The organism is Arthrobacter sp. PGP41 (assembly GCF_002953935.1).
GTDB lineage: Bacteria > Actinomycetota > Actinomycetes > Actinomycetales > Micrococcaceae > Arthrobacter.
In genome coordinates, this window is sequence record NZ_CP026514.1 from 714,504 (window position 1) to 729,168 (window position 14,665).

Below are 14,665 nucleotides of genomic sequence, written 5' to 3' on the forward strand. Positions count from 1 at the left end.
ACCCAAGCCTACCGACCCCCGCCGGCAATTCCCGATTCAGCTGTGGATTCCCGCGGGCGCCATCGGGCGGGTAACGGCTTTCCGGGCCGTCCCCGGCGGACAGTACGCTGTCACCATGAGTCTTTCTGAACAGCAGGCGGCTGCCCTGTCAGCCGAGACGGTTGTGGTTGCGGCGGGGCGTCCCCCGCGGGAACGCGACCAGCCGGTGAATCACCCAGTGGTCCTTTCCTCCACATACTTCGGTACCGGGGCACTCGGCGACGGCGACCGCGGCTACGGCCGGTATTCCAATCCCACCTGGGACCCCTTCGAAGAGGCGCTCGGCCAGCTGGAGGGCTCAGAACTGCCGGGCCTCCTCTACGCGTCAGGACTCGCGGCGGTCAGTTCGGCACTCTCCCTGATCCCTGCCGGGGGAGTGCTGGTCATGCCCACGCACAGCTACTCCGGGTCGCTGGTCATGGCCGCTGAGCTCGCCCAGAAGGGCTTCATCGAGCTCCGGACCGTAGACATTGCGGACACCGGCGCGGTCCGGGAGGCCCTCGCACCCCGCAGCCCCGCTGCGGGGCCGCAGGCCCGGCCGGCGGCGATGCTGTGGCTCGAAAGCCCTACCAACCCCATGCTCGGCATCGCGGATGTCTCCGCCCTCACCGACGCCGCCCACGCCGTCGGGGCCATCGTCGTCACGGACAATACTTTCTCCACACCCCTGGTGCAGCAGCCCCTGCTGCTCGGATCCGACGTCGTCCTGCACTCGGTGACCAAGTACCTTGCGGGCCATTCCGACGTCGTCCTTGGCGCCCTGGCCACCTCCAACCCGGACATTCGGTCCGCGCTGCTCCATCACCGGACTATCCACGGTGCGATTGCGGGGCCCTTCGAAGCATGGCTGGCGCTGCGCGGCCTGAGGACGCTGGCGCTGCGGATAGAACGGTCCCAGGCTTCTGCAATGGTCCTGGCCGAGCGGCTTGGCGACCACCCTGCGGTGGAATCCGTCCGGTTCCCGGGCCTGTCCGCGGATCCCGGCCATGAACGCGCCAAGGCGCAGATGAAGGGCTTCGGATCCATCATCTGTATCCAAGTACGTCCGGCGGCGGGCCTGAGCGGCGCTGACGCCGCCGACAAACTGGTTGCCGCAGTCCAGCTGTGGCTGCCCGCCACATCGCTGGGCGGTGTGGAGTCACTCATTGAACGGCGACGGCGGCACACCGCTGAGCCGGCCAGCGTCCCGGAGAACCTGGTGCGGCTCAGTGTGGGAATTGAGAACGTGGAGGATCTCTGGGCTGATGTGAAGCAGGCGCTGGACTCGCTGGACGGCTAGGCTTGGGCTTGTGGACGTTGAACTCGTTATCATCCAGCCTGTTGAGAAGGCCCTGTTCTTTATCCTTGCCCTGGTTGCGCTGGGGCTGGAGCTCTGGGCGGTGGCGGACTGTGCCCGGCACCGTGCAAACGCGTTCGAGGCCACGGGCAAGCGGACCAAGGCTTTCTGGCTGGCACTGACCGGCGGCGCGGCCCTGATCGGCGCCCTCTCGTTGTATAGCGGTGGTGGCGGTGCATTCTTCGGAACCTTTGGGCTGTTCGGGCTCGCCGCCGTCGTTGCTGCCTCGGTTTACCTGGCGGACGTACGGCCGGCCGTTAAGGACGCGGGCAGGGGCGGCAGCCGCAACACGGGGCCCTACGGCCCCTGGTGAATTAGCCGGGGTGAATCAGCCGGCGCCTCCGCCGGCCAGGGGTGCCACGGCATCCCAGTCCACGGTGAGCTCCCCGAGCCGCCACCGCGAAGGCCCGTCCTGGACTGGCCAGCCCGTGTCCCGCAGGCTCCTGCACATGCCTTGCCAGCGCTGCCTGTTCCCGAAGGACGCCAGCGGCGCGCACTCAAGCCAGGCCCGGTCCATGGCCTGCAAGAGCGCGTGCACCGGTTCGCCCGGGACATTGCGGTGAATCAGTGCCTTGGGCAGCCTTTCGGCAACGTCCGAGGGAAGGACGAAGCTGCCGAACCTGACGGAGATGCTCAGGAACAGCGGCCGCTCCGCATCCAGTGCCACCCACGTCACCCGCCGCCCGATCTCGTCGCAGGTGCCATCGATGAAAAGGCCGCCGGGAGCCAGCCGGTCCTGCACCAGTCGCCAGATTCCGGCCACGTCCGCTTCCTCGTACTGCCGCAGGACGTTGAACGCGCGCACCAGGACCGGCTGGCCAGGCACGGGCAGTTCGAAGCCGCCCACACGGAAGCTGAGCCCGGGCCGCTCCAGGGGAATAGCCGCGCGGACGCGCTCCGGTTCGATTTCGATTCCAAAGACCCGGACATCCCGGCGGACGGCAGAAAGCCGTTCATAAAGCTCGACGGCGGTGGCCGGCGCAGCGCCGTAGCCCAGGTCCACCACCAGCGGATCCGCGGCGTTCCGGAGCCGCCAGGCCTGCGGTCCCGTCAGCCAACGGTCCACCCGGCGCATCCGGTTGGGGTTGGTGGTGCCGCGGGTGACGTTGCCAACCGGCCTGCCCGGCCTGCCGGTATTCCTGCCCAAAATTTGCGGGGCGGTTACCCGTTCAGCCTTTTGCACCACCGCCCAACCTTATCCCTGCAGCACTAGGTCCTGCACCAATAGGTGACGCCTAACCGGGCATCGCTTGTAACGCTGGGCGGGCGGCAACACTGCTCGGCTAGGATGAAAATCATGACTTACAAGCTGATTCTGCTGCGCCACGGCCACAGCGAATGGAACGCAAAGAACCTGTTCACCGGCTGGGTGGACGTTGACCTGAACGACCAGGGCCGCGAGGAGGCAGCACGAGGAGGGGAGTTGCTGGTTGAGAATAATGTTCTCCCGGACATCCTCTACACCTCGCTGTTGAAGCGTGCCATCAACACCGCGAACATCGCCCTGGACAAGGCCGACCGCGGCTGGATCCCGGTGAAGCGCGACTGGCGGCTGAACGAACGCCACTACGGTGCGCTGCAGGGCAAGGACAAGGCGCAGACCCTTGCCGAGTACGGCGAGGAACAGTTCATGGAGTGGCGCCGCTCCTACGACACCCCGCCGCCGCCCCTGGACGACAACTCCGAGTTCTCCCAGGCGCACGATCCCCGCTATGCAGACCTCGGAGACGCCCTTCCCCGCACCGAGTGCCTGAAGGATGTCCTGGTCCGCCTCCTGCCGTACTGGGAATCGGACATCAAGGAGGACCTCAAAGCCGGCAAGACCGTCCTGGTCACGGCCCACGGAAACTCGCTGCGCGCACTGGTCAAGCACCTGGACGGCATCAGCGACGAAGCCATCGCCGGCCTGAACATTCCCACGGGCATCCCGTTGGTGTACGACCTCGACGAAAACTTCCAGCCGATCAAGCCCGGCGGAACCTACCTCGACCCGGAAGCCGCGGAACAGGCCATCTTGGCAGTCGCCAACCAGGGCAAGAAGTAAGCAGTACATAGACGGCGGGCCGGTCACTTCACGTGACCGGCCCGCCGTCGTTATTCCGCAGCGCTTCAGCTGTGTTCGGTCCCTGTAGGCTGCCAGGCGCCGGTCACCAGGTAGGTGACCTTCTGGGCGACCGAGACTCCGTGGTCCGCGAAGCGTTCAAAGTACCGGCTCGCGAGTGCGACGTCCACCGTGGTTGCCGGCGACTCGGACCACTCGGGTGCTGCGATGGCCTTGAACACACTGAGGTGGAGGTCGTTGATGGCCGTGTTCGCCTTCAGGATGTCCCGGGCCACTTCAAGGTCACGGGTTTCCAGCAGGACCGTCAACTTGTTCGCAATTTCCTTGTCCAGCTCAGCCATTTGCTTGAACGTGCCGGTCATGGATTCGGGGATGACGGTAGAGGGGAAGCGCAGGCGTGCCAGCTGGGCGATGTGCCGGGCAAGGTCGCCCATGCGCTCAAGGGAAGCGCTCATCCGCAGCGATCCCACGATCATCCGGAGATCGCTGGCTACCGGCCCCTGCAGGGCCAGGATGTCGATTGCCCTTTCATCCAGGCTGTTCTGCAGGAAATCGATGCGGGCATCCGCAGCGATGACGTCCTGCGCAAGGTCTACGTCCGCCACCTCGAAGGAGGTGGTGGCTTTGTCCATGGCCTCGCTGACCAGCCGGGAGATCTCCACCAGCTGGTCACCAACCTGGGTCAGCTCTTCCTGAAAAACCTTACGCACGTAGGCGTCCTTTCCTTGTAACTCCCGCCGGCCCGGTCCGGGCAGCAGGAATCGCGTCGCCGTTCGGCACTCCAACTACCCACAATCCCAAAGTCCGGTAAACGGTTAAGCCCTTGCAGGTGAACGTTAGTTGAACCGTCCGCCCAAGGGGCCGGGACGCGCCGTTTGGCCTTCATATACAGCATAAGGTGGACCTGTGGATCCTATGCTTATCGGCCTGGTGGCCGGCCTTATCGGCCTGGCGCTCGGTACGTTCGGCGTGCTCGCTTTCCGGGTCAGTGAGAAACAGCGGCAATTGCTGGACGTTGACGCCGGCGAGCTCGCGCTGCCGGCGGGCGCTGCGGAGGTGCTTGCCGTCGTCGGACGCGCCTTTGTGGTGGTGGACGCGGTGGACGGTGTGGTCCGTGCCAACCCGGCCGCCTATGCCTACGGCCTGGTCCGCGGCCACACGGTGGTCCATAAGGAACTGCTGGACATGACCGCCGGGGTCCGCCGCGATGGCGTCATCCTCGAAAGGAAGCTGGAACTTCCCCGCGGTCCCCTCGGCCAGGGAACCATCATTGTCCAGGTCCGGGCGGCGATGCTCGGGGAGGAATACATCCTGCTGCTTGCGGACGACCGCACCGAGATCACCAGGACAGAAGAGATCCGGAACGATTTCGTAGCCAACGTTTCCCACGAGCTGAAGACGCCGGTGGGCGCCATCTCACTGCTGGCCGAAGCCCTGGAGTCCTCGGCGGACGACGAACTGGCCGTCCGGCGCTTCGCCAAGCGAATGCACAAGGAATCCGGCCGGCTCGCCGCATTGGTCCAGGACATCATCGAACTTTCCCGACTGCAGGGAGCAAGCGTCACCCAGCAGGGCCGCCCGGTTGACGTCAATGCCGTGATCGCCGAGGCAGTGGACCGGTCCCAGCTTCCCGCGGAGAGCAAGAACATCCGCATTGTGGTGGGTGGCCGGACCGAGGCGAAGGTCTTCGGGGACCAGGACCTGCTGGTGACCGCGCTGCGCAACCTGATCGACAACGCCATTAGGTACTCCCCGGAGAACACACGGGTGGGAATCGGCGTACGCAGTCGGGAAGGGCTTGTTTCCATTTCCGTTACGGACCAGGGGGAGGGCCTCAGCCCCGAGGACCAGGAACGCGTCTTTGAACGCTTCTACCGGGTGGATTCAGCCCGCTCCCGCCACACCGGGGGGACAGGCCTTGGCTTGAGCATCGTCAAACACGTTGCGTCCAACCACGGCGGGGAAGTGACCCTCTGGTCCCAGCCAGGGCAGGGCTCCACCTTCACCCTCCGGCTTCCCGAGATGGAGGGACAGGAAGGCGGGGAAGAAACACCTGCTACCGCCACCACCGCCGCCGGTCCCGCGCGGGCGGGAACCGCAGGGTCCGAAAAGCCAACTGTTACCCAAGTACCCGGCGCCACCGGCGCCACCGAACGAGGAGCAAAAGCTTGAGCAGGATTTTGATTGTTGAGGATGAGGAGTCGTTCAGCGATCCGCTGTCCTATTTGCTGGGCAAGGAAGGTTTTGAGGTCGAAGTCGTGGACAACGGCCTGGACGCCATCACCGAGTTCGACCGGAACGGGGCGGACCTGGTGCTGCTGGATTTGCAGCTTCCCGGGCTGTCCGGCACCGAAGTGTGCCGCCAGCTCCGCCAGCGGTCCAGTGTCCCGGTGATCATGCTGACGGCCAAGGACGCGGAAATCGACAAGGTGGTGGGCCTGGAACTCGGCGCGGACGACTACGTCACCAAGCCCTACTCCTCCCGCGAACTGGTGGCCAGGGTCAGGGCAGTGCTGCGGCGCCAGGGCGAGCCGGAGGAACTCATTTCTTCCACAGTGCAGGCCGGCCCTGTCCGGATGGACATTGAACGGCATGTGGTCAGCGTGGGCGGCGAGCAGGTGCTGCTGCCGCTGAAGGAGTTCGAGCTCCTCGAAATGCTCCTGCGCAATTCAGGCCGGGTGCTGACCCGCGGCCAGCTCATCGATCGGGTCTGGGGCTCTGACTACGTCGGCGACACCAAGACCCTCGACGTCCACGTGAAGCGGCTGCGCGGAAAGATTGAGCCCGATCCGTCGGCGCCGCGGTTCCTGGTCACCGTGCGGGGGCTTGGCTACAAGTTCGAGCCCTAGAAAGGGCCACCGGCGAAGGGGATGGAAAAGGAGGGGCCGCAAGGGCCCCTCCTTTTCCCTGTCCTGTCGGGCAGTGGACTCAGCCCGGAGCGTTAGTGGCCGGTCCCGCCTGCGCTTTTCGAAGCCGACGGCGACGGCGTGGCCGACGTGCTCGGCGAGGGCGTGCTGCCGGCCGGCAGGTACTCCTTGTACTCCGGCAGCGTGGCATCCAAGACGGGGACCTTCACCGTGTTGCTCACGTTGGTGCCGTCTTCGGTGATCTTGACGTCCACGAGGGAGCCCGGGATTCCTCCGGTGGTGCTGAGGATGGCTTCATCCGAGCTTTCGTTGAGCAGCGTGTAGGAGTTCGCCTTGACCGGAACCTCGGTCTGCGAGCCCTTTGCGCCGTTGACGGTGAGCGTCACGTCCTGGGAAGAAGAGTTGTAGACGGCGCCGATCAGGCGGCCGGGCTGGTCCTCGCCGGAGGAAATGATCAGGATGTTACGCAGCTGGATCGGGCCGAGGTCGGCGACGATGCCGTCCGAGGCAGCGTACTGTTCGCTGGTCTGCTGGGGCGTGATGTAACCGCAGCCGGCGGTCAGCAGGCCCACGCCGAGGGCGGCTGCCGTCAGTGCCAGTTTGCCGCGCTGGGCCCGGGTCATCGCAGTGAAACGCACGTCGCGTACTCCTCAAAGAGTCTTGAAACATTAATCACGCATAGCCTATCCGCAAAGCAGGCCAAACGAGGATTCGAAGCTGTCACATCGGCCTTCCCCGGGACGCGGCACATGCACTATTATCCGCGTTCGTCAAGGGGGTGAAGGGGTCCGATTTGGCCCGTTTTCCGCGTATTCCTGCGGTTCGGCGCCCTCTTCCGGGCCGGTCATATGCCTGAATCGTGATAAACTGGTCAGCGGGAAAGGGGAAATGTCCACATGGTATTTGAGGTCGGCGAGACAGTAGTTTACCCTCACCACGGTGCTGCGAAGATTGAAGAAATCAAGATGCGCACCATCAAGGGCGAAGAGAAAATGTATCTCAAGCTCAAGGTGGCTCAGGGTGATCTGACCATTGAAGTTCCAGCAGAGAACGTTGACCTTGTTGGGGTACGGGACGTAGTGGGCAAGGAAGGCTTGGAGCACGTGTTTGATGTGCTTCGCGCCGAGTTCACCGAAGAACCCACCAACTGGTCGCGCAGGTACAAGGCAAATCTGGAGAAGCTTGCTTCCGGTGACGTCATCAAGGTTGCAGAGGTCGTCCGCGACCTGTGGCGCCGCGATCACGACCGGGGCCTTTCCGCAGGCGAGAAGCGAATGCTGGCCAAGGCCCGGCAGATTCTGATTTCAGAACTGGCGCTGGCTGAAAAGACCGACGAGGAGAAGGCTGCAAGCGTTCTCGACGAGGTCCTGGCTTCCTAAGAATTGAACCCCGGGGGCACCCAAGTGCCGCCGGGGCTTCTTTTTGCCCAAAAGCAGGCCGCGGGCATTCCTCCCGAGGTGTTCAGGCGCCGGCCCTGCAGGGGACGTAGGCTAGTCCGCATGAGCGAAACACCCACCCGCCTGGTCACCGCGGTGATCCTGGTGGCAGCAGGTACAGGGCAAAGGCTGGGTTACGGCATGCCCAAGGCGGCGGTCCCCCTGGGCGGCGAGCCAATCTTGATGCATGCCCTGCGCGGCATCGTCGCATCCGGAGCAGGCAGCCAGGTGTGCGTCGCGCTGCCCCCCGGAGACGACGCCCTCCGCAGCCTGTGCGAGGACTTCCGGCGGGAACTGGCCGACGGAGGCCCGCTACTTTCCATTGTCGACGGCGGCAGCACCCGCGCGGATTCCGTCCGGGCCGGCATGGCAGCCCTGATGGACGGCATAGAAGCGGTGCTGGTGCACGACGCCGCGCGCGCCCTCACCCCCGAGTCCGTCTTCCACCGCGTGGCGGACGCCTTGGCTGCCGGCGCCGTGGCAGTTATTCCTGCCGTAGCGGTAGTGGACACCGTCAAGACGGTAGCTGCCACCACCGGCCCGGACACCGAGCTGGCACCGGAGGTTGTCACCGGGACCGCTCCCCGCGAGGGACTCCGTGCGGTGCAGACGCCGCAGGGCTTCCACCTGGGCACGCTGCTGAAGGCGCACGAAGCCGCGCGGGGCCTGGGCCGGGAAGAGTCCGGCGCCGTCACCGATGACGCAATGCTGGTGGAAATGCTCGGCATCCCCGTCCACGTGGTCCGGGGGTCCACCCAGTCCCTGAAAATAACCACTCCATTGGACCTGATCCTCGCTGAGGGCCTCCTCGAGGGGCCGCTGGGCGCGCGCTGGGTGGAAGGCTAGGAATGGGATCTGCGGACATGGTTATCCCCCGCACCGGAATCGGGCTGGACGTTCACGCCTACGCCACTGAGGACCAGCCCCGCCCGCTGTGGCTGGGCGGACTCCTGTGGCCGGGCGAACGGGGCCTGGCCGGGCACTCCGACGGCGATCCGGTGGCCCATGCCGCCGCCGATGCGCTGTTTTCCGCCGCCGGGGTAGGAGATTTGGGCACGCATTTCGGTACGGACCGGCCGGAGTTTGCCGGCGCCTCCGGCGTCGCGCTGCTGGCCGAGGCTGCGCGGATTGTCCGGGCCGCCGGATTTGAGATCGGCAACGTGGCTGTCCAGTTCGTCGCCAACCGGCCCAAGTTCGGCCCGCGGCGGGAGGAATCCCAACAGGTCCTCAGTGACGCCGCGGACGCGCCCGTCAGCGTCACCGCCACCACCAGCGACCACCTCGGGTTCACCGGCCGCGGTGAAGGCATCGCCGCGGTGGCCACTGCACTTGTCTACCCGAGGCCGCACCTTCCCATCAGCTAATCTGGAGCGGTGACCCTGCGCTTCTATGACACTGCCTCCGCCGAAGTCCGGAACTTCGTCCCCATCGTCGAGGGCAAAGCCAGCCTCTACTACTGCGGGGCCACCGTGCAGGGCATGCCCCACGTAGGCCACATCCGCTCGGCCATTGCCTTTGACCAGCTCACCCGCTGGTTGGTTCACCGCGGGCTCCGGGTCACGGTGGTCCGAAACGTCACGGACATCGACGACAAAATCCTGGCCAAGTCCGAGGCCTCCTTCGCGCCGGGCTTCACCCCGGAACCTGGCGAAGTGGCCGAGGAAGAGTGGTGGGCACTCGCTTACCGCTATGAGCAGGAATTCCTCAAGGCTTACGACACGCTTGGCGTTTCCCGGCCAACGTACGAGCCCCGCGCCACCGGACACATCCCGGAGATGCACGCCCTCATCCAGCAGCTGATCGACCGCGGCCACGCCTATCCCGCCCTGGACGACTCCGGCGATGTCTACTTCGACGTGCGTTCCTGGAGCAAGTACGGCGCACTGACCCGGCAGAACATCGACGACATGCAGGCAGCCCCGGACGTCGAACCTCAATTCAGCAACAGGAAGAAGGACCCGCGCGACTTCGCCCTGTGGAAGGGGTCCAAAGAAGGAGAGCCGACGACGGCGAGCTGGGCTTCCCCCTGGGGTGCCGGCCGCCCGGGCTGGCACCTGGAATGCTCCGCCATGGTCACCAAGTACCTCGGCGCCGAGTTCGATATCCATGGCGGCGGCCTTGACCTCCGGTTCCCGCACCACGAAAACGAGCTGGCCCAGTCGCAGGCGGCGGGCCACCCGTTCGCCAACTTCTGGATGCACAACGGCATGGTGACCTACGAGGGCGAAAAAATGTCCAAGTCCATCGGCAACACCGTCAGCCCTGCCGAGATGCTGCAACTGGCATCCCCCCGCGTGGTCCGCTACTACCTTGGCCAGGCCCACTACCGCTCAGTGCTGGACTACCGGCCCACGTCCCTCCAGGAGGCCGCGGCCGCCGTCGAACGCATTGATGGTTTTATTGCCAAGGCGACCGCCCGGTTCGGTACCGGCTCCGGCTCAGTTGCCGGCCCCGACGGCTCCTCCGCCGATACCTTGCGCACGTTCGCCGAGGCCATGGACGACGACCTGAACGTCCCGCGTGCGCTGGCCGCCCTGCACGAGACGGTCCGGGCCGGCAACACCGCCCTTGCCGAAGGCGATGACCCCGCCGCCCGTCTCGCGTTAGACACGGTGTCAGTCATGACCGACGTCCTGGGGCTGAATGCCGTGGCAGGTACCGATGCCGGCAACGCCAAGGACAAGGCCGCCCTGGACGTCCTGGTGCAGGCCCAGCTGGAAGCCCGTGCCGCGGCAAGGGCGGAGAAGAACTGGGCGGCATCAGATGCCATCCGGGACACCCTCACCGCTGCCGGCATCCTGGTGGAGGACGGCCCGGACGGCGCAACCTGGAGCCTGAAGCGGGACTGACCGGCGCGTTTCCAGGACAAGCGGGTCCATCCTTGGCAGCCGATTTTTCTTCGGTCAGTAGACTGGTAGGCAGACTCAGTCAGCACAATCAAGGGTGGAACACAATGGCCAACAATGGTCGCCGATCGGTTAAAGCGAAGAAGGGCCCAACCATCGGGACCGGTGGCCATGGCCGCAAGGCCCTGGAAGGCAAAGGCCCCACGCCCAAGGCAGAGGACCGCCCTTACCACAAGGCGCACAAGGCCAAACAGCTCTCTGAGCGGTCTGCGGCCAAGCGCAACCCGGGCGCCCGCAGCGCCGGTGCGGCCAAGTCCGGCCCCAAGGGCCGTGCCACCGAGGAAGTCGTCACCGGGCGCAACTCGGTTGTAGAGGCGCTCCGCGCCGGCATTCCCGCCAAGGCCCTGCACGTGGCCATCCGCATCGAAATGGACGACCGTGTCAAGGAATCCCTGAAGCTCGCCGCCGAGCGGGGCATTCCGCTGCTCGAAACCGGAAAGCCCGAACTGGACCGGATGACCGACGACGCCATCCACCAGGGCCTGGTGCTGCAGATCCCGCCGTACGACTACCAGGACGCCTACGAACTGGCCGAAGATACGGTGGCGAAGTGGAAGAAGGGCCACGTCGCCAACGCCCCGCTCTTCGTTGCCTTGGATGGCATTACCGATCCCCGTAACCTTGGCGCCATCATCCGCTCGGTTTCCGCTTTCAGCGGCCACGGCGTCATTGTCCCGGAACGCCGCTCGGTCGGCGTCACCGCCTCAGCCTGGAAGACCAGCGCCGGCGCCGCTGTCCGCGTGCCGGTGGCACGGGCCTCAAACCTTAACAACGCCCTGAAGCAGTTCAAATCCATGGGGATCTTCGTCCTGGGCCTGGACGGCGACGGCGACGTCTCCCTGCCGGACCTGACCCTGGCGACCGAACCGGTGTGCATCGTGGTGGGTTCGGAAGGAAAGGGACTCAGCCGCCTGGTCCGCGAGAACTGCGACCAGATCGTCTCCATTCCCATCGATTCCGCCATGGAATCCCTCAACGCCTCCATGGCCGTAGGCATCTCCCTGTATGAGGTCTCCCGGCAGCGCGCCGCAAAGTAGGCGCCGGGTTATGGTCATGCCGCTCTTCGACACTGCTTCCACCATGGACGCCTCCACGGCGGTTCCGCTCGGTGTCAGTGTTCCGCGCGCCGGCTCGGACGGGACGGGCAGCAACCATGCAGGACGGGCCAACGTGGCCTGCTATGCGCCTGGCGTATCCAGCCTGGAGGTCGTCTACGCCGCCCCGGGCGGGGAGTGGCGGACCCAGGCACTGCCCAACGTCACCCATGGCGTCCACCACGGCATCGTCGAGGACCTGCCGTATGGATCCCGTTATGGTTTCCGGCCCGCATCCGGCGAGCAGTCCCTGCCCTTCGCAGCGCCCACCAGCGAAATTGAGGGCGACGCCGGCCAGCCGCTGCTGCTTGATCCCTACGGCCGCGCCGTGGACCAGCAGGACGGCTTCCTTGCCAGCGTGCGCATGGCAGGCGCCTACGACTGGGGAACCGACCAGCGGCTGCGGCTGCCGTGGCGCAACACGATCATCTATGAGGCCCACGTCCGGGGACAAAGCATGCTCCACCCCGACGTCCCCGAAGAACTCCGGGGAACCTACGCAGGCATGGCCCACCCCGCCATTATCGAGCACCTCACAAGCCTGGGCGTCAGCTCGGTGCAGCTGCTGCCGGTGCACTTCCACTTGGACGAGCCACACCTGCAGGACCTGGGACTAACCAATTACTGGGGCTACAACACGGCGGCCTTCTTCGCCCTGCATCCGGGCTATGCAACGCGCGCCGCCCAGAAGGCCGGGCCGCAGGCTGTCCAGGACGAGTTCAAGTCAATGGTCAAGCACCTCCATGCCGCCGGGCTGGAAGTCATTTTGGACGTCGTCTACAACCACACGGCCGAGGGCGGCCCCGACGGGCAGACCCTGAGCTTCCGCGGGTTGGGCGAGCAGGCGTACTACCGCACCGACGGGCACGGGAGATACGTGGACACCACGGGCTGCGGAAACAGCCTGAACTTCGGCGAGCCCCGCGTGGTCCAGATGGTCCTCGACTCCCTCCGGTACTGGGTGGATGAGTTCCACATTGACGGCTTCCGCTTCGACCTCGCAGTGACCCTCTGCCGGAACGCGGCCAACGAGTTTGACCCGCGGCACCCGTTCCTGGTTGCGGTCGCCGCCGATCCTGTCCTGTCCGACGTGAAGCTGATTGCCGAACCCTGGGACGTGGGCTACGGCGGCTGGCAGACCGGACGTTTTCCGGTCGGCTGGGTCGACTGGAATGACCATTTCCGGGACGCGCTCCGTTCGTTCTGGCTCACCGACCGCGCCGCCCTGGATGCTGGCGGCCACGGCGGGCCCCTCGCCAAGCTCGCGGACTCGCTGTCCGGTTCCGCCGCCCTCTTCCAGCCTTCCGGACGCTCCCGCCTGGCGTCAGTCAACTTCATCACCTCCCACGACGGTTTTACGCTCAATGACCTGGTCTCCTTTGACCGCAAGCACAACGAGGCCAATGGCGAGGAGAACAGGGACGGGCACGGGGATAACCGAAGCTACAACCACGGCGTGGAAGGTCCTACCGAGGACGGCACGATCCTCGCCAAGCGGGCCCAGTCCCGCCGCAATCTGATGGCGTCCATGCTGGTTTCCCTGGGCGTTCCCATGATCACCGCCGGCGACGAACTTGCCCGGACCCAGCAGGGAAACAACAATGCCTACTGCCAGGACAACTCCCTCGCGTGGCTGGACTGGACCCGTACTCCCGAGTCTCACGAAATGCTCCGCAGCACCAAGCGTTACATCCGCCTGCGCAAGGAGTTCCTCGCGGCCCAGCCCCACGATTTCCCTGTCCTCGACGAGCAGTCCTACCTGTACTGGTTCGACCAGAACGGCCACCCGATGTCCATGGAACGCTGGAACGATCCCCACAACCGCGTGGTGCAGCTCCTCCTGGGCTCGGACAACGGCGGCTTTGCCGGGTTGATGGTGGTCAACGGCAGCGCTTCGGACCTGCAGTTCACGCTGCCGCGCGTCACGGCCGGGGCCACAGCCCTGCGCATGTTCGAGCTCCGGCTGACTACCTCGCCACTGCATGAGGAACGCCAGGGCGGGCAGGTTGCCGCAGGGGAAAAGGACCTCGTGGAGGCCTATTCCATCAGCATCTACCGCAGCTAGGCACGGGGGATTTCCACAATGCGCCACCGTTCCGTCCTGCCCCTGTTGCTGGCGGGCCTGGTGCTGCTCGCTTTCCTGGCCTTCGGCGGCACGGGATTCCTCGGCCAGTTGACGGAAGATACGACGCCGGAGGGCACCTCCAGTGCCGTGCCTGCGCCCAGCGCCGCACCCGGGACCAGCGCCTCTCCTGGACAGGTCAACCCTTCGGGGCTGCCGGAGGTTCGTGAGTCCGCGCTCCCCGCGGAGGGACGCAGGGTTCTCGAACTCATCCGCGCGGGCGGACCGTACCGCTACAGCCAGGACGGCCAGCCCTTCGGTAACTTCGAGCGCATCCTGCCACGGCGGGACAGGGGGTATTACCGCGAGTACACAGTGCCGACTCCCGGGGAATCGGACAGGGGAGCGCGCCGCATCGTGGCCGGCGCTGACGGCGAGAAATACTACACGGACGATCACTACGAGTCATTCAAATACATAGCGGAAGGCAGCTAAGCATAGCCATGAAGATCTACTCCGGCGACACCTGGACCCTTGAGGAACTGCAGGAGCAGGTGGCCGACGCGGGACGCCGCAGCCTGGTGGTTCCCGCAGCTGACAGCAAGAAGGCTGTCCTGGAAACCTTCGGCGAGGTCCTCAACTTTCCGGAACACTACGGCGTCAACCTCGACGCGCTCAATGATTCACTGCATGACTTCGCGGACAGCATCACGGACAACGGCAACGCTCCGGTCACGGTCCTGTGGCAGGTGGCTGCGCCGTTCCGCAGTGACAGGGCGTTCGGGATCATCTGCGAAATCCTCCAGGACGCCGAGCGCTACGCGGGCAAGGACCTGGCCGTCACCGCCGTCCTGCTTTAACGC

Annotated in this window: 16 protein-coding genes; 13 read left to right on the plus strand and 3 right to left on the minus strand. The window is 65.6% G+C overall.

The window, feature by feature from the left end; all coding sequences use genetic code 11:
* The first annotated feature begins 115 nt into the window (after positions 1-115).
* Entirely contained in the window at positions 116-1,318 is a 1,203-nt protein-coding gene (locus C3B78_RS03400; protein WP_104996820.1) for a trans-sulfuration enzyme family protein, read from the plus strand.
* Between the two features lie 10 nt (positions 1,319-1,328).
* Positions 1,329-1,688 (plus strand): DUF2516 family protein, encoded by a 360-nt coding sequence (locus tag C3B78_RS03405; protein ID WP_104996821.1) that lies wholly within the window; start codon positions 1,329-1,331, stop codon positions 1,686-1,688.
* Positions 1,689-1,703: 15 nt separating this feature from the next.
* Here the strand turns inward: C3B78_RS03405 and C3B78_RS03410 are convergent, their stop codons facing one another.
* Entirely contained in the window at positions 1,704-2,561 is an 858-nt protein-coding gene (locus C3B78_RS03410; RefSeq protein ID WP_199775321.1) for a class I SAM-dependent methyltransferase, read from the minus strand.
* 111 nt (positions 2,562-2,672) lie between these two features.
* Here C3B78_RS03410 and C3B78_RS03415 point away from each other — a divergent pair, with 111 nt between their 5' ends.
* Positions 2,673-3,419, plus strand: coding sequence for a phosphoglyceromutase (locus C3B78_RS03415; RefSeq protein ID WP_104996822.1), 747 nt, complete (start codon positions 2,673-2,675; stop codon positions 3,417-3,419).
* Positions 3,420-3,484: 65 nt separating this feature from the next.
* Here C3B78_RS03415 and phoU read toward each other — a convergent pair whose 3' ends face one another.
* Entirely contained in the window at positions 3,485-4,147 is a 663-nt protein-coding gene (gene phoU / locus C3B78_RS03420; protein WP_104996823.1) for a phosphate signaling complex protein PhoU, read from the minus strand.
* Between the two features lie 205 nt (positions 4,148-4,352).
* On the opposite strand from phoU, the gene C3B78_RS03425 reads away from it, so the two are divergent.
* Both C3B78_RS03425 and C3B78_RS03430 read left to right on the plus strand, forming a co-directional pair.
* A complete protein-coding gene (locus tag C3B78_RS03425) occupies positions 4,353-5,609 on the plus strand; it encodes a sensor histidine kinase (RefSeq protein ID WP_104996824.1) in 1,257 nt (418 codons plus the stop codon).
* The gene (locus C3B78_RS03430; RefSeq protein ID WP_104996825.1) at positions 5,606-6,286 is read left to right on the plus strand and encodes a response regulator transcription factor; all 681 of its coding nucleotides are present in this window, start codon (positions 5,606-5,608) and stop codon (positions 6,284-6,286) included. The genes C3B78_RS03425 and C3B78_RS03430 overlap by 4 nt, the downstream gene beginning before the upstream one ends.
* A 92-nt stretch (positions 6,287-6,378) precedes the next feature.
* Here the strand turns inward: C3B78_RS03430 and C3B78_RS03435 are convergent, their stop codons facing one another.
* Positions 6,379-6,927 (minus strand): hypothetical protein, encoded by a 549-nt coding sequence (locus C3B78_RS03435; RefSeq protein WP_104996826.1) that lies wholly within the window; start codon positions 6,925-6,927, stop codon positions 6,379-6,381.
* A 273-nt stretch (positions 6,928-7,200) separates the two neighbouring features.
* Here C3B78_RS03435 and C3B78_RS03440 point away from each other — a divergent pair, with 273 nt between their 5' ends.
* From C3B78_RS03440 to C3B78_RS03475, 8 genes are all read left to right on the plus strand, one after another.
* On the plus strand, positions 7,201-7,683 hold the full coding sequence (locus C3B78_RS03440) for a CarD family transcriptional regulator (protein WP_011690592.1): 483 nt from the start codon (positions 7,201-7,203) through the stop codon (positions 7,681-7,683).
* Between the two features lie 120 nt (positions 7,684-7,803).
* Positions 7,804-8,586 (plus strand): 2-C-methyl-D-erythritol 4-phosphate cytidylyltransferase, encoded by a 783-nt coding sequence (ispD, locus tag C3B78_RS03445; RefSeq protein WP_104996827.1) that lies wholly within the window; start codon positions 7,804-7,806, stop codon positions 8,584-8,586.
* Positions 8,587-8,603: 17 nt separating this feature from the next.
* Complete coding sequence (gene ispF / locus C3B78_RS03450; RefSeq protein WP_199775322.1) at positions 8,604-9,104, plus strand: 2-C-methyl-D-erythritol 2,4-cyclodiphosphate synthase; 501 nt, start codon at positions 8,604-8,606, stop codon at positions 9,102-9,104.
* Positions 9,105-9,113: 9 nt separating this feature from the next.
* Positions 9,114-10,589 (plus strand): cysteine--tRNA ligase, encoded by a 1,476-nt coding sequence (cysS, locus tag C3B78_RS03455; protein WP_104996829.1) that lies wholly within the window; start codon positions 9,114-9,116, stop codon positions 10,587-10,589.
* Positions 10,590-10,693: 104 nt separating this feature from the next.
* The gene (gene rlmB, locus C3B78_RS03460) at positions 10,694-11,683 is read left to right on the plus strand and encodes a 23S rRNA (guanosine(2251)-2'-O)-methyltransferase RlmB (protein WP_104996830.1); all 990 of its coding nucleotides are present in this window, start codon (positions 10,694-10,696) and stop codon (positions 11,681-11,683) included.
* Between the two features lie 10 nt (positions 11,684-11,693).
* Positions 11,694-13,805 (plus strand): glycogen debranching protein GlgX, encoded by a 2,112-nt coding sequence (gene glgX / locus C3B78_RS03465; RefSeq protein WP_104996831.1) that lies wholly within the window; start codon positions 11,694-11,696, stop codon positions 13,803-13,805.
* Positions 13,806-13,823: 18 nt separating this feature from the next.
* Positions 13,824-14,297: a ribonuclease domain-containing protein gene (locus C3B78_RS03470; protein WP_104996832.1), complete on the plus strand. Its 474-nt coding sequence runs from the start codon at positions 13,824-13,826 to the stop codon at positions 14,295-14,297.
* Between the two features lie 8 nt (positions 14,298-14,305).
* Positions 14,306-14,662 carry a barstar family protein gene (locus C3B78_RS03475; RefSeq protein WP_104996833.1) on the plus strand — a complete coding sequence of 119 codons (357 nt, stop codon included), beginning with the start codon at positions 14,306-14,308 and terminating at the stop codon, positions 14,660-14,662.
* The last annotated feature ends 3 nt before the right edge of the window (positions 14,663-14,665 follow it).